This window comes from Streptomyces spirodelae (assembly GCF_017676385.1).
Lineage (GTDB): Bacteria > Actinomycetota > Actinomycetes > Streptomycetales > Streptomycetaceae > Streptomyces > Streptomyces spirodelae.
The window spans coordinates 142,456-160,894 of the sequence record NZ_JAFFZN010000016.1 but is presented as its reverse complement, the minus strand read 5'-3'; the positions used below and the strand labels follow the sequence as shown (position 1 = coordinate 160,894).

Below are 18,439 nucleotides of genomic sequence, written 5' to 3'. Positions count from 1 at the left end.
GGCCGCCCTGGACCATCTGTGCCCCGCGTGATTTGTAGGGTTTCAACAATGCCGATGCGAGGCGCTGCTCCAACTCGCTTCCCTGTCACGGGAGTTCGGATATCATCGCTCCGCTCAGCAGCCGGAGGGGGTGGCGGGTGCGACCGTTGGAGACCTCCGACCCGCGCAGGGTCGGGCCGTACAGGATGCTCGCCGAACTCGGCAGCGGCGGCATGGGGCGGGTGCTGCTGGGCGACACGCCCGGCGGCCGGCTGGTCGCGCTCAAGCGCGTACGCGCGCAGTTCGTGGAGGACGACGGTTTCCGCGCCCGGTTCACCCGCGAGGTGGCGGCCTCCCGCAGGGTGGCCGGCGACTACACGGCGGCCGTGGTCGACGACGGCGCGGACGAGCCGGTGCCGTGGCTGGCCTCGGAGTTCGTGCCGGGACCTTCGCTGCACGCGGCGGTGGACGCCGTCGGCGGGCTGCCCGAGGAGGCGGTGCTGTGGCTGGCCGCCGACCTCGCCTCCGCACTGCTCGACATCCACAGGGCCGAACTGGTGCACCGCGATCTGAAGCCCTCCAACGTGCTGCTCGCGGAGCGGCACGCCAAGGTCATCGACTTCGGTATCGCGCGGGCCACCGACAGTGACGACGGCACCTGGGTCACGCACACCGGCTGGGTGGTCGGCGCCCCCGGCTTCATGTCGCCGGAGCAGGTCGAGCCCAACGGCCGCACCCTGACGTCGGCCAGCGATGTGTTCTCGCTGGGCGCCACACTGGTCATGGCGTGCACGGGTGAGGGCCCGTTCAGAGGGACCTCGGCCCCGCAGATGATGTACAACGTCGTGCACACCGAACCCGACCTCGGCCGAATCCCGGACCGGTTGCGCGGATTCATCCAGCCGTGCCTCGCCAAGGAGCCGGCCGACCGGCCGAATCCGGCCCAGCTCCGCGAGCGGGCCCACAATCTGCTCTCACAGACCGCGCGGCCCGAGCAGGTCTGGCCGCGCGAGGTGCATCAGCTGATCGCGGCCCAGCGGGACGATGTGCTCCGGTTCCGTATGGCGGCGGACGAACGGCACGTCCCTCCCGACTCCGAGGAGCCCACCGTCGTCGTACCGCCCCGTACGGGGGGTGGCGCGGCGTGGGCCCGGCGGGTGTTCGGCTGGGCACGTGACTTCAGCCGCGAGGCCGCCCGGATGGTACGGAGCGCATCGCCGGGAGGCCCGGGCGCGGGCGCAGGCGCGGGGGCGGCGCGCGGACGCGGGGCCGCCCGCGGGACGGGCGACCCTTCGGCCACCACCGTGGACCCGAATCCGCCCGACCGCCCTTCCCTGCGGGCCCGCCTGACGGCTGCCGTCTCAGGACCGAGGGCCCGCCGCGCGCTCGGGCGGTCGCGGGACACCGCCTTCGTCGTACTCGGCGTACTCGCGGGCCTGATCGCCGCCACCAAGGCCAACAGCGGCGATCTCGTCCCCATGTCCCAGCAGTCCTTCCACGCCGGGCTCCTGGAGATGGACGCCCCCGACATCCCCGCCGGGCTGCTCCACCCCAGCTATCTGGGCGCGGTGGCCGGTGCCTGGCTCGGTGGGCTGGCCGGTGTCGTGGCGTGGATCGTCGCCGGGCTGCGGTCCGCGCTCACCGGCTTCCTCGTCCTCGTGGCGCTGAGCGTGAGCGGCTTTCTCCTCGGCTGGCTCGGGGACGACGGCGGACTGGGCATCGCTGTGATCTCCCTGGGCCAACTCGACGAGGGCGGCGCCTGGATCGGCGCGCTGGTGGGCCTCGCGCCGTTGGCCGTCGCCAGTGCCATGTCCAAGAGGGGCGGCGTGGCCCACTCCAGCGAACAGGGCTGCGGCGTCGTGGCCGCCCTCGTGGTCGCCACCGCGTTCACCGTGGGCCTGGGCGCCGTCTGCGGTTACCACGGGTGGATGGGTCTCACCATCGGCGACTCGACGACAGTCGGACTGTTCACAGCCGTCGGCGCGGCCTTCGGCGGCAGCATCGCCTTCCGCATCGTCGCCGCTGCCCGCGCACGACGGTCCGGGTAGGGGGAGTTCACCGGTCCGTCGGCCCTGGGCCGTCTTCTTTGTCGCGGAGCTTCGGGACGCATGTGATCCCGGCGCCACCGGAGTTGCCCGGCAGCCGGGCACCCCTGCTGTCGGCGACGCGGAGTACGTTGCTGAGGGCGACGGCGAGTTCCTTGGGGGCGCCGCCCGCCTTCTCGTCGTCGCCGTGCTCGCCGTAGACGAAGAGGAAGTGCTTCAACGCCCGGTCGCCGTCCGCCAGCTGGGCCTCTTCCAGTTCGTCCGCGTAACAGGAGACGGTGGAGTCCAGGTCGCCGCTGAGGTAGCAGGGTTTACCGGACTCCGTTGTCCACGGCAGCAGCCGGAGCCCCGGGGCCGGCATCGGCGTCTGCTCACGGTCGTAGATCCACATACGGCCGCCCTCCAGCCCTCGGTGGCAGACACAGCCGCACGCCTCATACGTCACCGGGACACCCGGGGGCGCCTGCCTCGGCGTGGCATGACGGCACTCCGTGTGCCTGCCGAGACCGCATGCCGCAGATCGGTAACTCGTCACGGAACCCTTTTCCTTTCCGGGGCCGCGCTCCCTTGTGTGAGCGCTCTGTGAGAAATCCCCTACAGAGTGACACCGGCACGGCTACCGTTGGAACGGAGTTGAAGGGTTTGCGCGGACAACTTTCCGTGCCAATTTCTACTGCTCGGCGGCGGTGTTCACGCTTCGCCGCAATGTTCTGCAAATTCGCAGAACGTTTCACGCGCTGGCGGAGGAAGGAAGCGCGCGGATGATCACAGACATCGAGTCGGCAACGCCCGCCCTGTGCCGCTTGCAGCTCGGCAGCGAGCTGCGGCAGTTGCGGCAAGTCGCGGGGTTGAACGGGCGCCAAGTCGTCCGGAAGCTCCTGTGGAGCTCGTCCAAGCTGACCCGTCTGGAGACGGGCGACAACGCGTCGGTGGAGCCGTCGGATGTGATAGCTCTCTGCGAGATTTATGGGGCCTCGAAGGAGAAGCGTGCCCTCTTGCAGGGGTACGCGGCGGTGACCAAGACGCGGCGGGACTGGTGGCAGTCGCCAACCTATCGGCCGGTGATCCGGCCAGGTTTCAAGGCGTTCCTGGGGCTGGAGGCCACCGCCAGCGCCCTGCAGAACTACGAATCGGAGTTCGTCCCGGGGCTGTTGCAGACTGAGGCGTACGTCCGCGTGATCCATGAGCGCGCCCACCAGGGTATGAACGCCGAGGAAGTGGACAGCCTGGTCGCTGTGCGAATGAACCGTCAGGAGGTGCTGCGACGAGAGTGCTCGCCGCTGAAGCTGACGGCCATCATCAACGAAGCGGTATTGCGCCGTACGGTCGGTGGCTCCAAGCTGATGCGCGACCAACTGAGCCACGTCGTCGACGTGGCCACGGAGCTGCCTAACGTGCGGGTCCAGGTGGTGCCGTTCAGCTACGGTGCCCACTCAGGGATGAACGGGCCGTTCTTCGTCCTCAAGTTCCCGGACGGGGCAACAATGAGGTCTCTCGTGTACCTGGAGAACATGGCGGATGCTTGGGTCGGCCGTAGGGAAGAGGACATTGAGCGGTACAAGGAAGCGTTCACTGACCTGCAAGCCTTGGCCCCCGGGCCGCAAGAGTCCCTGAGCCTCATCAAGAGAGCGATCAAGGAGCATTGATGTCCACGAAGAGCATGGCCGTGAGCCCGCGCGACGCTACATGGTTCAAGTCGAGCTACAGCAACGACCAGGGCGGCGCCTGCGTTGAGGGTGCCCGTCTCGCTGGCGGTGTGATGGCCGTGCGTGACTCCAAACGACCCGACGGGCCCGCGTTCGCCTTCCGGGCCGATGCCTGGTCTGCCTTCCTGGCCTCCGTGAAGGGTGAAGCCCTCGACATCTGACCCCGCACCAACTTCGTTTTCGTCACCCCCTTGACCAGTGACGTCACCGTGCTCCGTGGCTCCAAGCGGCAGCCCGCGGTGAAGAGTGGGGCTCTCGAAGAGGAGCAGTGCTCGGGGGCGGGAGCACCGCTCTCGCCCCCGAGCAGGGCACAGCCGCTGCCACCGCGAAAAAACCCAGCCTGTGCGGCGATTGAGGCTCCTCAGGTCCTCCCTCAGCGGGTGCGCTCTCATCCGCAGGACGGATACGGTCCGCCGTAGAGGACGAAGCGTCGCCGCCATGACCAGGCCAGCATGTACGTCATGACGACAGCGACCGCCCCTCTGCCTGCCTCCGCGCCTGCGCCTGTGTGGGCTCGCCGCGCCGCCCATGCCATCGCTCTGTGTGCCGTCCCGTCCGGCCTGTGGCGCATTGCCATGGCATCCGGTGTCTACGTGGGCTACAGCGACCAAGTGCTGCGCGATGTCTTCGACATCCCAGGCTGGGGCATCGCATACGTCGTCGGTCTCTCGGTCCTCGCCGAGCTGGCCGCTCTGTTTCCGCTGTTGCTCGTCAGCGACCGGTGGAGGCCGCTGCACCCCAGGGTCCTCGCCCCGCTGGCCTGGACCGCCTCGGGCGTCGTGGTTCTGGTGGCACTGTGGCAGCTCGTGGTCGCTTTCACCGTCGAGAGCCGGACGTACATGTCCAGCGGTACGGCAGAGACCGTCTGGGGTTTCACTTTCGCCCCGCTGCTCGCCATCCCGGTCCTGATGACCGCGGTGACCTGGTCGTACGCAAAGCGGCACCGGGCACGGGGAACAAGCGGTAGCGGGAGCTGACGGGTGGGGCCTGAAGGAGGCCAAGGAGGCTGCCGGTCCAGTGGGGCTGCTGCGAGCGGGTTACTGCTGGGGCGCGATCTCGATGAACTGGTGGTCCGTCCGGGCGCGGCCATCTGTGTCGGAGCGCGGCAGCGCGGCTGTCGGCGTCGGCCTCATTCCAGACGGCTGCATACCGGTTCATGAAATCGTCGATGCCGTTCATATTGATCTCCTCCGGGTAGGGCCGACGCGGCACGCATCGGGGGAGGGGCCGGGCCGCCGGAACAGCGCCAACCTCGCACCCGCCCGCTCTCTCGTCGGCTACCTCCGAGGTCATGCACGGCCCGTCCCCCAAGGGGAGGGGACTCGGCAGTCGGCTCAGTCCTCCGGGTACCGGCGCGGCGTCCACACGTACCGCGTACCGTCCGGCCGACAGGCCGTCCGCGTCTGCGAGGAGCCGACGAGCAGCAGGGTGCGCATGTCCACCTGGGCCGGGTCCAACTCGGCGAGCGGGACGATGCGGACGCGCTCGCCGTCGCCGCCCACGTCGCGGGCCAGTACCACGGGTGTGTCCGGGGCGCGGTGCTCCAGCAGGACCTCGCGGGCCTTGCCGACCTGCCAGGTGCGGCTGCGCGAGCCAGGGTTGTAGAGGGCTAGCACCAGATCGGCCGCCGCCGCTGCGCGCAGGCGCTGGGCGATGACCTCCCACGGCTTGAGGCGGTCGGAGAGGGAGAGCACCGCGTAGTCGTGGCCCAGCGGTGCGCCCGCGCGGGCGGCTGCCGCGTTGGCGGCCGTCACACCGGGCAGCACCCGTACGGGTACGTCCGCGTACGCGTCCTGCGCGGCGGCTTCCAGTACGGCGGTCGCCATGGCGAACACGCCGGGGTCGCCGCCGGAGACGACGGCCACCCGCCGCCCGCGCCGGGCCAGTTCCAGGGCGAATTCGGCGCGTTCGGCCTCGACCCGGTTGTCCGAGCCGTGCCGGCGCTGCCCGTCGCGCCGCGGTACCCGGTCCAGATAGGTGGTGTAGCCGACCAGGTCGTCGGCGGCGGCCAGCGCGCCCCGCGTCTCCGGGGTCAGCCACAGCGGCCCGGCGGGCCCGGTGCCGACGACGACGACCTCGCCGGCGGCTTCCCCTGAAGGCCCGGCGGGTCCGGGCTCCGCGCCCTGTCGGGCTCCGACCTTGCTCGGCAGCACGGCCACCGAGAAGTACGGCACCGATTCCGGGTCCACGTCCGCGACCCGGCCGGTGCGCTCGCCCTCCATGGTGGCCCGCTCGACGTAGCGGGCCTCGGCCAGCCGTCCCGACCGCTCCAGTGCGCGGCGCACCTTGGGGAACGTCCGTCCCAGCTTCATCACGGCCACCGCGTCGCTGGAGGCCAGACGCGCGGTCAGCTCCTCCTCGGGCAGCGTGCCGGGCAGTACGGTCAGCGCCTCCTCGGCCTCGGACAGTGGGGTGCCGAGGCGGGCTGCGGCGGCGCTCACCGAGGTGACGCCGGGGACGACCTCCGTCGGATACAGGTGCGCGAGCCGCTTGTGCATATGCATGTAGGAGCCGTAGAAGAGCGGATCGCCCTCGGCGAGTACGGCCACCGTCCGTCCCGCGTCCAGATGCGCGGCCAGTCGCGCCGCCGCGTCGGCGTAGAACTCCTCCAGCGCGCCCCGGTAGCCGCCGGGGTGGTCGGTGGACTCCGTGGTGACGGGGTAGACCAGCGCCTCCTCGATGTGGTCGGCGCGCAGGTGGCGGGCCGCGATGGAGCGCGCGATCGAACGGCCGTGCCGGGCGCTGTGATACGCCACGACGTCCGCCTCAGCGATGGCCTCGACGGCGCGGACGGTCATCAGCGAAGGGTCACCGGGCCCCAGCCCCACACCGATCAGCCGTCCGGTGCCCGCGCCCTCGGTCACGCCCTCGGCCACGTCGTCGCCCCTCACTCGGTCGCTGCCGGTCACCTGGCTCACTCCTCCTCACTCGCGATGGCGTTGAGCGCGGAGACGGCCAGCGCGCTGCCGCCCCGGCGCCCGTGCACGACCAGGTGCTCAAGACCGGACGGGTGCTCGGCCAGCGCCTGCTTGGACTCCACAGCGCCGACGAACCCGACCGGCACCCCGATGACGGCAGTCGGCCTCGGCGCCCCCTCCTCCACCATCTCCAGCAGCCGGAAGAGCGCGGTGGGCGCGTTGCCGATCGCGACGACCGCCCCCTCCATGCGGTCGCGCCACAGTTCGAGTGCGGCGGCGGTACGGGTCGTACCCAGCTCGGCGGCGAGCCGGGGTACGGCCGGGTCGGCGAGGGTGCAGATCACCTCGTTGTCGGCCGGGAGCCGCTTGCGGGTGACACCGCTGGCGATCATGGCGACGTCGCAGAGGATGGGAGCGCCCGCGCGCAGGGCAGCGCGGGCCTTCTCGACGACTCGCGGGGTGTGGGCGAGGTCGCGTACGAGATCGACCATGCCGCAGGCGTGAATCATCCGCACCGCGACCTGGCCGACATCGGCGGGCAGCCCCGCCAGGTCCGCCTCGGCGCGGATGGTGGCAAAGGACTGCCGGTAAATGGCAGCGCCGTCCTTCTCGTACTCGAACACTGTGTTCTCGCTCATCGTCATGGGGTCGTCGGCAGGGGGCGCGTGGTGTCGGGGGAGCGGTGGTCGGGGGAGCGTGGGTCGCGGGCTGCAGCCACGGTGGCGGCCAGATCGTCGGAGTGCCCGGCGCTGTGTACGGCGCTGCGCACGGGGAGCGCTTCGCCGGTGGCCCGTACGACGGAGATCCGGTAGCCGTCCGCGCCCGCGACGACCTCGACCCGCTCCCCGCGCGGATGCCCGCACCGGCGCTCACAGCCGGACCAGTACACGGGCAGTGCCCTTCCGGTGCTCTCTTCGGGTGCGCGCCGTCCGCCCCGGGAGGCCAACGCCGCGGCGGCGTCCGCGCGTACGTCCGTCAGCGACTTGGCGCAGCCCGGCCGCCCGGCGCAGGCGCCCACTCCGCGCCAGGGCGAGGAGGGGTCCGTCACCAGCCCGGCGTCACCGAGCGCGGCGAGCGCTGCCGGCGCGCCTCCGGGCGCGAGTCCGGGCACGACGACGCCGCGCCACGGGGTCAGCCGCAGTCCGCCGCCGCCCTCCTGTTCGGCGGTACGGGTGAGCAACTGCCACTGTCCGCCGGTCAACCGCCCCAGCGGAGCCAGTACGGAGAGTGCGACCGGTCCGGAAGGCCGGGGGCCGCGGACCGGTCCGGGTTCGGGTCCCTCGTCCGCCGTCGGCGGGAGCGATGGAACGGGAACGAGTTGGACATCGCCGAAATCGCTGGCATTGCCGACACTGCCGACACTGCCGACACTGCCGACATCGCTGCCGTCGCCACGCAGCCGCTCCGCGGTTCTGCGGGCCAAGTCACCGCTCGTCACCGGCAGCTCGGCCACCCGCCACGCGCGTACGCCGCACTCCCGCGCGGTCTCCAGGAACACCTCGGCGGCGGTCACCGCGGCCGCAGCCGCACGCCCGCTCTCCACCCGGAGCGCCGGAGCGGCAGCGTCCGCCCCCAACCGCAACAGTGCGCGCCCCTCCCGCTCGGCGAGCAAGGTCACATCCGCACCGAGCGAGGCGACATCGCCCCGGCCGTCGTCCACCGCGAACAGGAACCGCCCCGAGAGGTCGCGCAACTCTTCGCTCTCGCACACCAATCGGTCCAACTCGGTGAGCCAGGTCCCGATGTCCCGCCTTCCGCGCCCGTCCAGACCGGACAGCGGCGAGGCCACGATGTTGCGTACCCGCTCGTGCGCGGCGGAGGGCAGCAGCCCCGCGTCGTCCAGTATCCGGGCCAGTTCGGCACCCGAATCGTCGCGCAGTCCGCGCAGTTGGACGTTTCCGCGCGAGGTCAGATGCAGGTCGCCGTCCCCGAGGCGGGAGGCGGCCAGCCGCAGCGCCGCTGCCTGCGCGGTGCCGAGCGCCCCGCCCGGTACCCGCACCCGGGCCAGCCCTCCGTCGTCAGCCTGGTGCAGCCGCAGCGCACCCGGGCAGGCGTCGTCCCGCGCGCGGGAAACCGCGCAACTGGTTGCGGAAGCAACCGGCGCGGCGCTGTGCGCGGACGAACGAGCGGAGGGCATGACCATGTCGGCGAGCATACCGACCCCCCGTCGGCCCCTCGCCGGAGCGGGAGACAGGGATGAGTGGGCGCCCTCCCGCCGCGCAGGGGACCCCCGTACGATGCTGTGGGCGGACCACCCGGTCCGCCTTATCGCCGGCGACGGCGACAGGGGGAGGAAGCCGGTGCGAATCCGGCGCGGTCCCGCCACTGTGAGCCCGGCCACCGACGGCCGGGTGAGCCAGGAACTCCCTCACCCCCGCCCTCGGCGCTGCCTGGGCAGGGGACCTCACTACGACACCGCCCGGGGCGCGGATACCCCGAGGAAGGGCCGACCGCACCATGCCGCTTTCGTCACGCGACAACGCCGACGTCGACGCCGTCACCCCCGACGGCACCGCCAGGGTGATCCTCCTTCTCTCGACGTCCGACACGGACCTCCTCAGCGCCCGCGCGGCAAACGCTGCGCACGCGGCAAACGCCACGCACGCAGCCAACGCAGCCAACGCAGCCGAACCAGCCAACGCAGCCGAACCAGCCGACACAGCCAACGCAGCGCCCCTCACCTACCGCTACGCCAACCCGAGCCGCCTTCCCGAGGACAGTCTCGACGCCGAGCTCGGCACCCTCCTGGAGGGCGTCGACTTCGTCGTCGTACGGCTGCTCGGCGGTGTCCGCGCCTGGCAGCAGGGCATCGATCTGCTCCGCGACACCAGCCTCCCGCTCATCGTGCTGACCGGCGAACAGGCGCCGGACGCCCAGCTCATGGCGGCTTCCACGGTCCCGATCGGGGTGGCAGCCGAAGCGCACGCCTACCTCGCGCACGGCGGCCCGGCCAACCTCGTCCAGCTGGCCCGCTTCCTCTCCGACACGGTGCTGCTCACCGGGCACGGCTTCGACCCCCCGGCCCCGGCACCCTCCTGGGGCCCGCTGGACCGCGAGCCCTCGCCCCAGGCCCCCGCGCCGCCGACGGACACGGCGGCCCCCACCGTCGCCGTCCTCTACTACCGCGCGCACCACATGAGCGGCAACACCGCGTTCGCCGCCGCGCTCTGTGACGCGATCGAGGCGGCGGGCGGCAAGCCGCTGCCCCTCTATGTGGCCTCCCTGCGTGCGCCCGAGCCCGAACTCATCGAGGAACTGCGCGCCGCGGACGTGATCGTGACGACGGTACTGGCGGCGGGCGGCGCAGGCGGCGCGAAGCCGGCCGAAGCGGGCGCGGGCGGCGACGACGAGGCGTGGGACGCGGGCGCGCTCACCACGCTGGACGTCCCCATCATCCAGGCGCTGTGCCTGACCGCGCCCCGCTCGGACTGGGAGCAGAACGACGAGGGCGTCTCGCCCCTGGACGCGGCGAGCCAGATCGCCGTACCGGAGTTCGACGGCCGCCTGATCACCGTCCCGTTCTCCTTCAAGGAGATCGACGCCGACGGACTGCCGTCCTATGTGGCCGACCCCGAGCGCGCGTCGCGCGTCGCGGGCATCGCCGTACGCCACGCCCGGCTGCGCCATATCCCCGCCTCTCGAAAGCGGCTGGCTCTCGTGCTGTCGGCGTACCCGACCAAGCACTCGCGCATCGGCAACGCCGTCGGCCTCGACACCCCGGCCAGCGCGGTGGCGCTGCTGCACCGCCTCCGCGCCGAGGGCTACGACTTCGGCGACACCCCCATCCCCGGCGTCACCCCCCGAGGCGGTGACGATTCCGAGGGGTCCGACGAAGGGTCCGACGAGGACGTCCACACCGGCGACCCCCTCATCCGGGCCCTCATCGACGCCGGAGGCCACGACCAGGACTGGCTCACCGAGGAGCAGCTCGCCAAGAACCCGGTCCGCATCCCGGCCGCCGACTACCGCCGCTGGTACGCCACCCTTCCCGCCGAACTCCGTGAGGCGGTCGAGGAGCACTGGGGGCCGCCGCCCGGCGAGATGTTCGTGGACCGTACGCACAACCCGGAAGGCGACATCGTCCTGGCGGCCCTGCGCCACGGCAACCTGCTCATCCTCATCCAGCCGCCCCGCGGCTTCGGCGAGAACCCCATCGCCATCTACCACGACCCGGACCTGCCGCCCTCGCACCACTACCTGGCGGCGTACCGCTGGATCGCCGCCCCCCGCCAGGACGGTGGCTTCGGCGCGGACGCGATGATCCACCTGGGCAAGCACGGCAACCTGGAGTGGCTGCCCGGCAAGAACGCCGGACTCTCGGCCGCCTGCGCCCCGGACGCCGCGCTGGGCGATCTCCCGCTCGTCTACCCGTTCCTGGTCAACGACCCGGGCGAGGGCACCCAGGCCAAGCGCCGGGTGCACGCCACGCTCGTCGACCACCTGGTGCCGCCGATGGCCCGCGCCGACTCCTACGGCGACATCGCCCGCCTGGAACAACTCCTGGACGAGTACGCGCAGATCAGCTCCATGGACCCGGCCAAGCTGCCGGCCATCCGCGCGCAGATCTGGACGCTGATCCAGGCGGCCAGGCTCGACCACGACCTGGGCCTGGAGGAGCGCCCGGACGACGACGGCTTCGACGACTTCCTGCTCCATGTGGACGGCTGGCTGTGCGAGGTCAAGGACGCGCAGATCCGCGACGGACTCCACGTCCTCGGCACAGCACCGGCCGGCGCCGACCGCGTCAACCTGGTGCTGGCCATCCTCCGTGCCCGGCAGATCTGGGGCGGCACCAACACCCTGCCCGGCCTGCGCGAAGCCCTCGGCCTGGACGAGTCGGCCGCCACCCGCACCGCCTCCGACGAGGCGGAGGCCGAGGCCCGCGCGCTCGTCGAGGCGATGGAGGCGGCCGACTGGGACCCGCGCGCTGTCTCCCGTATCGCCTCCGGTCACCCGCGACAGGTCGCCGACATCCTCGACTTCGCGGCCCGCGAGGTCGTACCGCGGCTCGCCGCCACCACCGCCGAGCTGGACCACACCGTGCACGCGCTGGCCGGCGGCTTCGTACCGGCAGGACCGTCCGGCTCACCGCTCCGCGGCCTGGTCAACGTCCTCCCGACAGGGCGCAACTTCTACTCCGTCGACCCCAAGGCCGTCCCCTCCCGCCTGGCGTGGGAGACGGGCCAGGCCCTCGCCGACTCCCTCCTGGAGCGCTACCGCGCAGACAACGGGAGCTGGCCCACCTCCGTCGGCCTCTCCCTGTGGGGCACCAGCGCCATGCGCACCGCGGGCGACGACATCGCCGAGGCCCTCGCGCTGCTGGGCGTCCGCCCGGTGTGGGATGACGCCTCACGCCGGGTCACCGGTCTCGAGCCGATCCCGGCCGACGAGCTGGGCCGTCCGCGTATCGACGTCACCCTGCGTATCTCCGGGTTCTTCCGCGACGCGTTCCCGCACGCCGTCGCGCTGCTGGACGACGCGGTACGCCTGGCCGCCTCGCTCGACGAGCCGGACGAGATCAACCACATCCGCGCCCACGCCCAGCAGGACCTGCGCGAACACGGTGACGAACGCCGCGCCACCACCCGCATCTTCGGCTCCCGCCCCGGCACCTACGGCGCGGGCCTGCTCCAGCTGATCGACTCCCGCGACTGGCGCACCGACGCCGACCTCGCCGAGGTCTACACCGTCTGGGGCGGCTACGCCTACGGTCGCGACCTGGACGGCCGGCCGGCGCGGGACGAGATGGAGACGGCGTACAAGCGCATCGCCGTGGCCGCCAAGAACACCGACACCCGTGAACACGACATCGCCGACTCCGACGACTACTTCCAGTACCACGGCGGAATGGTCGCCACCGTGCGCGCGCTGCGGGGCACGGCCCCCGAGGCGTACATCGGCGACTCCACCCGCCCCGAGACGGTACGCACCCGCACCCTGGTGGAGGAGACCTCCCGCGTCTTCCGTGCCCGCGTGGTCAACCCCAAGTGGATCGAGGCGATGCGCCGCCACGGCTACAAGGGCGCCTTCGAACTGGCCGCCACCGTCGACTACCTCTTCGGCTACGACGCCACCACCGGCGTGGTGGCCGACTGGATGTACGACAAACTCACCGAGACGTACGTCCTGGACGAGACCAACCGCTCCTTCCTCCAGGAGGCCAACCCCTGGGCCCTGCACGGCATCGCCGAGCGCCTGCTGGAGGCCGAGTCCCGCGGCATGTGGGCCAAGCCCGACCCGGCCACGCTGGACGCGCTGCGCCAGATCTACCTGGAGACGGAAGGCGAACTGGAACAGGACGAGTAGTAGGCAGTTCGCCTCGTCGATGGTGCTGACGACGGCTTCGCCGTCGTCAGGGGGAAGGCTGTCGGCGGCGGAACCGTCGTCACAAGTCATCCGTGTCGTCGGCTGCGTCGAGGCTGGCGCCGGGGCCGTCGTCGGCATCATCGCTCTCAATGATCACCTTGCCCATGGCGGCCGCGATGTGATCGAGCAGGGCTGCCTTGCGGGCCGCGAAAAACCCGGCGAAGTCGTCCTTGGCCATCTTCCCCGGATCGGCGAGGTGGGTTCGGATGTGCCGGTGAACGCCGTCGTGAGAGGTCTCGGCAGCGTTCACCAAGCGGTCGAGGTAGTCGGAGGGCGCGATGCCGCCGATGATCCGATTGGTGCGGGCCGTCAACGGGGTCTTGTTGACAATCGAGTTGAAGACGGTGGGGTCAAGGCCGGCCTTGTCGCACCAGCTCTTCGGGAAGATGTGGTGGATGTCCACGGCCTCGTCGAAGTAGCCGGTGACCTCGGCCTTCTCGCCGGTACGCCAGTCGACGGCACCCGCCTTGAGGAGGAGCGCGTAGATACCTTTGTAGGCAGCACTGTTGCGGGTTCGCAGGGTCAGCAACCGTCCTGGCGAGAACTGCGCAGCAGTCACCGTTCGCGGCTCCGTCGTGGACCCGCGGATCCAGTCCACGACATCCGGCAGGTCTTGGCTGAAACGAGTCTCGGTGGAGCCGCCGTACAGCTCGCCGAACACTCCGCACCAGTACCAACGGGTCAGCTTCTCTTGCGCACCTGCACTCTGCGCGTCCTCAGCGGCCAGGGCGAAGATGGCGGCCAGCGGGATCAGCTGGGTGCCGTAGGGCAGGAACTTGGTGTCGAAGACGCACTGTTGATGCAGGAACTTCGCCGCGGCCTTGAACCCGGCGACGAGCATGGGTGCGAAACGCCGGTAATCGGCGAGGGAGAGTGCGAGCATATCCTTGCGCTTGCAGCCGATCCGCGGCAGCCGTTCCTCCTCCGTACCGTTGGCCCGTTCGCGCCACCACCGCTCGCCCGTGGAGAGCAGGGTGACCGCCTGCAGAAAGTCGGTGTTGGAGACCTCCCGCAGGATGCGGTACTCGGGCGCCTGCCACGCTGCCCGGCACTCGTGCTCCCAGTGCTTGCGCAGGTCGAAGTCGTCGGCGGCGTATGTAGCGGTCAGCAGCTCGAACACCGTGAGTGTGACGCCACCCGTGTTGACCTTCTCGAATACCTGGCAGACTGCCTGTCGTGGGGTTTCCTGGCCGAGTTCGATGACGGGTACGTGGTACAAATCGAAGGGCCGTACGAACGCATTCCGGAAATTCCGCCACAGCGCGCGCTTCTCTTTGTCACCGACCCAATAGTCGGTGAACTCATCGCCCCAGTCGCCGTTGTCGAACACCGCGTGCAGCGGGAAGAGATGATGCTTGAACTCCAGCTCCGGGGTCGAGTAGTCCTCCAGGACCTCCCCCCGGAAGTTGCGGACGACCCGGGACTCCGGAAGGAACCGGATTGCTTCCTCGCGGTCGCCGTTCTCTTCCAGCGCTGCCCGCATGTCGGCGTAGAACCATCCAGTGGCCCGGTGCTTGCGCAGATCCTGCGTCTCCACCGGGCGCTGCAGCTTCAGAGCCTGGAAGAGTGAGGTGAGGCGCTGCTGCCCGTCCAGTACGAGCGATTCCGGTTCCGCGTCAACCGGTGGCGCGGCACCTTCGATCGGCCGATATTTGAACCGTACATCGCCGCCCGCCTTGAGTAGCATGACGGTACCGACTGGATAGCTCAGCGAGATCGACGCGAGCAGGCTCGCAATGTTCGGCCAGGGCCAGACCCAGCCCCGTTGGAACTCGGGTAGCTGCGCCTTTCCGACCCGCACCTGCTGCAGCAGGTCGCGCAGCGGTCGCTTGTCGATGCTGAACGCCTCATCGGCCACTTCGGCTCCTTTGTGACAGTCGGACAGGCCCGCCGCCGCTTGTCCGCCCAAACTACTATCTGTCACCTGGTGATATGCCCGGGAAACGGAAAACGGCCGTGGTCTCGGCCAGAGGCATGTCGCCGTGGAGGAGCCGGATGCATCGACTGCTGGACTAAGTGTCGTGCTGCTTAGGGGCGTTACTCCTGAGAAGGGGGGGCGCCGCAGGGACGGCAGGTGCATACTCTCTGGCCATGAGACGGAAACTCGGCTACAAGGCCGTCACCGCGGTGGCGGCCGCCCTCGCCTGCGTATGGATGGCGGCCGGCTCGGCACCGGCCGACGAGACACCCTCGGAAGACGCGTGCCGGGTGACGGACAACGCCATGCCGACCGGGGACTGCGGAGACTTCCGTCAGGTGTTCGCGGAGAACTTCAACGGCGACACCGTGCCGGTCGGCTCGTTCTCCGACTGCGACCACAACGTCGACACGGCCGACGCCTACTGCGGCGGCCTCAGCGGTGCATACCGCGCTGACTGGTGGGCGTACCCGGCCGGGTGGTACGACACAGCCCACCCGAACAACCACAGCAACGGCAACGACCGCGAGAGGGGCGGCGAGTACCGCGCCGACAAGACCGTCTCCGTCTCCCCCTCCGGCTACGACGGCACCGGCACCATGAAGGTCGACATGTACCGGCCGCGCACCGGCGACGACAACTACGTCGCCACCGTCGTCCCCCGCAAGTGCATGGACCGCGCGTACGGCAAGTACACCGAGCGCTTCAAGGTCACCCGGATGGACCCCGGCTTCAAGGCGGCGCACCTCTTCTACGAGGAGCCCCACGAGATGGACTTCCCGGAGGCGGGCGGCAACTTCAACGACGACACGATCTCCGCCTTCACCCACCCCAGCGAGGAGAACGTCGACACCGGCGCCTCCTGGACCACCCCGCACACCACCTCCATCGAGTGGACCCCGGGAAAGGTCAAGTACTTCCTCGACGGCAAGCTGGTCAAAACCGCCACCCGCGACATCTCCTCCTCACCGATGGACTGGGCCCTCCAAAACGAGTCGGCCCTCTCCGGCCCCTACGCGGCCCCCGGCGCACACGCCACGATCGAGACGACGTGGGTGACGTGCTACACGTACAACCCGTAGCAGCGGCCCGGCTACCTATCCGCCGATCAGCTCCCGCACCCGCGCGGCCCACCAGCTCCCGGCCGCCCCCGGCGCCCCGGCGAGATACGCAGCCACCGTGTCGGTGCTCCATGCGCCGGTCTCGCACAACCCGGTGGCCAGGTACCGGAGGTACCTGGCCACCGGAGCCACATGGGTCACCTCCGCCACCGTCCACGGCGCGGTGAACGTCACCACCGGACACCCCTCCAGCTCCCCGGGACTCACCAGCGTCTCGTACCGGCCATCCCCCAGGACCGCCCGCCCCACGCCGAGCACCTCGGCCAAGTCCAGCTCGGCACCCGGCTCGCGGCCCATTTCCTGGGCCGCGACATCGGAGAACTGGGCGGGCGTCAGCAGATGGGCGACCGCGAGCGTCGTTCCCTGCGCATCGGGATCGTGGAAAGCCCGCCCACCACCCCACACAGGAGAGGTGGTCGCGAAATACAGCACCCCCGGCAGCTCGACAGGCACCGACCGCGCCGGCATCCGCCCGTCCCGGCACCCCGGATAACTCCGCGCAGCCCCCTCCGGCCGCCCCCCACAGACATACGCCCGCAACCGCTCCCGATGCGTATTGGACCCGTAGGCGGCGTACCAGATCTTCTCCGGCGCCTCCGCCCGAGCCTCCATGGGCTGCCCGCCCCGCACCACCCGCACCGCGCTCACTTCGGAGCCGTCACGTCCTCCGCGCTCCTGTAGTAGTCGCGGCAGAACTCCACCAGGTCATCGGCGTGAATGGCGCCGTACTCCAGCGGCGACGAACTCTCGAGGGCCTCGATGATCTGATGCGCCGAGGCCGACCGGTATCCCATCGCGCTGGTGCCCTCGGTGACGGTCACTCCCCAGTACTTCACCAGAACCGGCGACCGCTGAAAGGAGCGATAGGTCTTCGTATCCCGCAGATCCCGATCGGTGATCTCCACATTCAACCCCTCGGCGAGGGCTTTCCTGGCATAGGCCACAGCTGCGTCGAGATCCAGCGTGTAGAAGGTCAACGGCCGACCGTTGGACTGGCGAGGGATCGACATGCGGGCACCCTATGGTCATCCTCCTCCCACCGCACCACTTCGAGCCACCGCCCACCACGCCTCGACCGCCTCCATCGCACACCACCCCTGGGGCCTGCCGGGCAGCCGTGACGTGCTGTTTCTTCAGCAGCGTGGCTCGACGCCGGCCCCGAGCGCATTCCGCGCGACCCTCAACGGACACCGGCTCCGAGGCGGACGGGCAGTCGCCAACATCGCCGAGCGGAAAGTGAAGGAAAGGCCGGATTCTGCCGTGCGGGTGCCAGCGACGCCGTAGCCTTGGACCTCCGTATTCGGGCGCAGCTCTCCCGGTAGCTCCTCCCGCCCGCTAGCGTGACCGAGATGTTGGAGATGCGACAGATCGAGGCGTTTCTGGCGGTGCCGAGGAGCTGCACTTCGGGCGGGCCGCCGACCGGTTGCGGCTGTCCACCTCGCGGGTCAGCAATCTCATACGGGCCGTGGAACGGCGGGCCGGCGCACGGCTCTTCGAGCGCAGCAGCCGGGTGGTCAAGCTGACCCCGCAGGGCGCCCAGCTCTATGCCGGGCTGCGGGCCGCGTACATCCAGATCGAGTCCACCCTGGAAGACGTCCGTCGCACCGGCTTTCTGAGCGGTGGGGTACTGCGCGCCGGCTTCTCCACCACATTGCCCGAGAAGCTGCGGGCAGAACTCATCAACGTCTTCGAGAGCCGCTACCCGGACTGCCGCATCGTCGCTTCCGGCATGCCCACCACCGACCTCTTCCGGTGGCTCGGCAAGGACTGGCCGGTCGATGTGTTCGTCACCTGGATGCCCACCGCCTCCGCCCCTGTCGAGCCTCCGCTGCACATCGGGCGGGTGATCCATCGCGTACCCCGCGCCGTGATGCTCGGCGCGGGTCACCCGCTGGCGGGCCAGGAGCGGGTCGACATCGAGGAACTGGCGGAAGGCGGCCACCCCGTCATCTACCCCGAGCTGCCACCGTGGTTCGGTGAGCTCTGGGCGCCGGCCACCACATCCGGTGGGTGGACGGTACGGCTGCGACACCTGCCGGCAAGCTATGTGGAGGACGTGCTGCGGCTGGTCGCCGAGGGTGCGCTGGCCCATCTGACCTTCGCCTCGCTGCTCGACGCGTACATCCGGCCGGGCGTGGTCGTCGCTCCCCTCACCGGACTGCCGCCCATGCCCGTACGGGCCGTGTGGACGGCGGGCCCGCAGGAGAAGCTGGCGGAAGCGTTCGCGGAGTGCGCGGCGGATCTCGCCGCGGAGGTGGGTTGGCTGACCGACCCGGACCCGGCGCTCTGAAGCGTCCCGGAGCCGCGTCATTCCTCGTCTGGCGCGCCGCGCCACGGTGAGAGCCCCCTGCGGCAGCGCCCCAGTGATCGTTGTGTCACACGCAAC

Annotated in this window: 14 protein-coding genes and 1 riboswitch; of the genes, 7 read left to right on the top strand and 7 right to left on the bottom strand. The window is 70.4% G+C overall.

Annotation, left to right across the window (positions count from 1 at the left end; all coding sequences use genetic code 11):
* Positions 1 to 137: 137 nt before the first annotated feature.
* Positions 138 to 2,027 carry a serine/threonine-protein kinase gene (locus JW592_RS18605; RefSeq protein WP_372446535.1) on the top strand — a complete coding sequence of 630 codons (1,890 nt, stop codon included), beginning with the start codon at positions 138 to 140 and terminating at the stop codon, positions 2,025 to 2,027.
* A gap of 7 nt (positions 2,028 to 2,034) precedes the next feature.
* Here the strand turns inward: JW592_RS18605 and JW592_RS18600 are convergent, their stop codons facing one another.
* Positions 2,035 to 2,469 carry a hypothetical protein gene (locus JW592_RS18600; protein ID WP_209266249.1) on the bottom strand — a complete coding sequence of 145 codons (435 nt, stop codon included), beginning with the start codon at positions 2,467 to 2,469 and terminating at the stop codon, positions 2,035 to 2,037.
* A 316-nt stretch (positions 2,470 to 2,785) separates the two neighbouring features.
* Here JW592_RS18600 and JW592_RS18595 point away from each other — a divergent pair, with 316 nt between their 5' ends.
* The 3 genes from JW592_RS18595 (at position 2,786) to JW592_RS18585 (ending at position 4,707) form a co-directional block, all read left to right on the top strand.
* Positions 2,786 to 3,670, top strand: a complete 885-nt coding sequence (locus JW592_RS18595) for a helix-turn-helix domain-containing protein (protein WP_209266248.1) — start codon at positions 2,786 to 2,788, stop codon at positions 3,668 to 3,670.
* Complete coding sequence (locus tag JW592_RS18590; RefSeq protein ID WP_209266247.1) at positions 3,670 to 3,891, top strand: DUF397 domain-containing protein; 222 nt, start codon at positions 3,670 to 3,672, stop codon at positions 3,889 to 3,891. The genes JW592_RS18595 and JW592_RS18590 overlap by 1 nt, the downstream gene beginning before the upstream one ends.
* A 414-nt stretch (positions 3,892 to 4,305) precedes the next feature.
* Positions 4,306 to 4,707, top strand: coding sequence for a hypothetical protein (locus JW592_RS18585; RefSeq protein WP_229376328.1), 402 nt, complete (start codon positions 4,306 to 4,308; stop codon positions 4,705 to 4,707).
* 357 nt (positions 4,708 to 5,064) lie between these two features.
* Here JW592_RS18585 and JW592_RS18580 read toward each other — a convergent pair whose 3' ends face one another.
* Genes JW592_RS18580 through cobG form a run of 3 tightly spaced genes read right to left on the bottom strand, consistent with a single transcriptional unit; the run spans position 5,065 to position 8,791 of the window.
* On the bottom strand, positions 5,065 to 6,594 hold the full coding sequence (locus JW592_RS18580) for a precorrin-2 C(20)-methyltransferase (protein WP_209266286.1): 1,530 nt from the start codon (positions 6,592 to 6,594) through the stop codon (positions 5,065 to 5,067).
* A gap of 50 nt (positions 6,595 to 6,644) precedes the next feature.
* The gene (locus JW592_RS18575; protein ID WP_209266285.1) at positions 6,645 to 7,271 is read right to left on the bottom strand and encodes a precorrin-8X methylmutase; all 627 of its coding nucleotides are present in this window, start codon (positions 7,269 to 7,271) and stop codon (positions 6,645 to 6,647) included.
* 17 nt (positions 7,272 to 7,288) lie between these two features.
* On the bottom strand, positions 7,289 to 8,791 hold the full coding sequence (gene cobG, locus JW592_RS18570) for a precorrin-3B synthase (protein WP_372446534.1): 1,503 nt from the start codon (positions 8,789 to 8,791) through the stop codon (positions 7,289 to 7,291).
* Between the two features lie 147 nt (positions 8,792 to 8,938).
* Positions 8,939 to 9,014, top strand: a riboswitch (cobalamin riboswitch).
* Positions 9,015 to 9,168: 154 nt separating this feature from the next.
* Between cobG and cobN the strand changes: the two genes are divergently transcribed.
* On the top strand, positions 9,169 to 12,954 hold the full coding sequence (gene cobN / locus JW592_RS18565; RefSeq protein WP_372446540.1) for a cobaltochelatase subunit CobN: 3,786 nt from the start codon (positions 9,169 to 9,171) through the stop codon (positions 12,952 to 12,954).
* A gap of 79 nt (positions 12,955 to 13,033) precedes the next feature.
* On the opposite strand, the gene JW592_RS18560 is transcribed toward cobN, so the two are convergent.
* Positions 13,034 to 14,872, bottom strand: coding sequence for a DUF262 domain-containing protein (locus tag JW592_RS18560; protein WP_209266243.1), 1,839 nt, complete (start codon positions 14,870 to 14,872; stop codon positions 13,034 to 13,036).
* Between the two features lie 233 nt (positions 14,873 to 15,105).
* Between JW592_RS18560 and JW592_RS18555 the strand changes: the two genes are divergently transcribed.
* Entirely contained in the window at positions 15,106 to 16,014 is a 909-nt protein-coding gene (locus JW592_RS18555; protein ID WP_209266242.1) for a glycoside hydrolase family 16 protein, read from the top strand.
* A 15-nt stretch (positions 16,015 to 16,029) separates the two neighbouring features.
* On the opposite strand, the gene JW592_RS18550 is transcribed toward JW592_RS18555, so the two are convergent.
* Positions 16,030 to 16,521, bottom strand: a complete 492-nt coding sequence (locus JW592_RS18550) for a histone deacetylase (RefSeq protein WP_307805456.1) — start codon at positions 16,519 to 16,521, stop codon at positions 16,030 to 16,032.
* A gap of 176 nt (positions 16,522 to 16,697) precedes the next feature.
* On the bottom strand, positions 16,698 to 17,063 hold the full coding sequence (locus JW592_RS18545; protein WP_209266241.1) for a hypothetical protein: 366 nt from the start codon (positions 17,061 to 17,063) through the stop codon (positions 16,698 to 16,700).
* A 413-nt stretch (positions 17,064 to 17,476) separates the two neighbouring features.
* Here JW592_RS18545 and JW592_RS18540 point away from each other — a divergent pair, with 413 nt between their 5' ends.
* The gene (locus JW592_RS18540; RefSeq protein ID WP_209266283.1) at positions 17,477 to 18,343 is read left to right on the top strand and encodes a LysR family transcriptional regulator; all 867 of its coding nucleotides are present in this window, start codon (positions 17,477 to 17,479) and stop codon (positions 18,341 to 18,343) included.
* The last annotated feature ends 96 nt before the right edge of the window (positions 18,344 to 18,439 follow it).

Bases quoted from the DNA above. Each gene is read 5' to 3' on its own strand.
- JW592_RS18555 (WP_209266242.1), top strand. From the start codon at position 15,106: ATGAGACGGAAACTCGGCTACAAGGCCGTCACCGCGGTGGCGGCCGCC.
- cobG (WP_372446534.1), bottom strand. From the start codon at position 8,791: ATGGTCATGCCCTCCGCTCGTTCGTCCGCGCACAGCGCCGCGCCGGTT.
- JW592_RS18585 (WP_229376328.1), top strand. From the start codon at position 4,306: ATGGCATCCGGTGTCTACGTGGGCTACAGCGACCAAGTGCTGCGCGAT.
- JW592_RS18595 (WP_209266248.1), top strand. From the start codon at position 2,786: ATGATCACAGACATCGAGTCGGCAACGCCCGCCCTGTGCCGCTTGCAG.
- JW592_RS18550 (WP_307805456.1), bottom strand. From the start codon at position 16,521: ATGCCGGCGCGGTCGGTGCCTGTCGAGCTGCCGGGGGTGCTGTATTTC.
- JW592_RS18590 (WP_209266247.1), top strand. From the start codon at position 3,670: ATGTCCACGAAGAGCATGGCCGTGAGCCCGCGCGACGCTACATGGTTC.
- JW592_RS18545 (WP_209266241.1), bottom strand. From the start codon at position 17,063: ATGTCGATCCCTCGCCAGTCCAACGGTCGGCCGTTGACCTTCTACACG.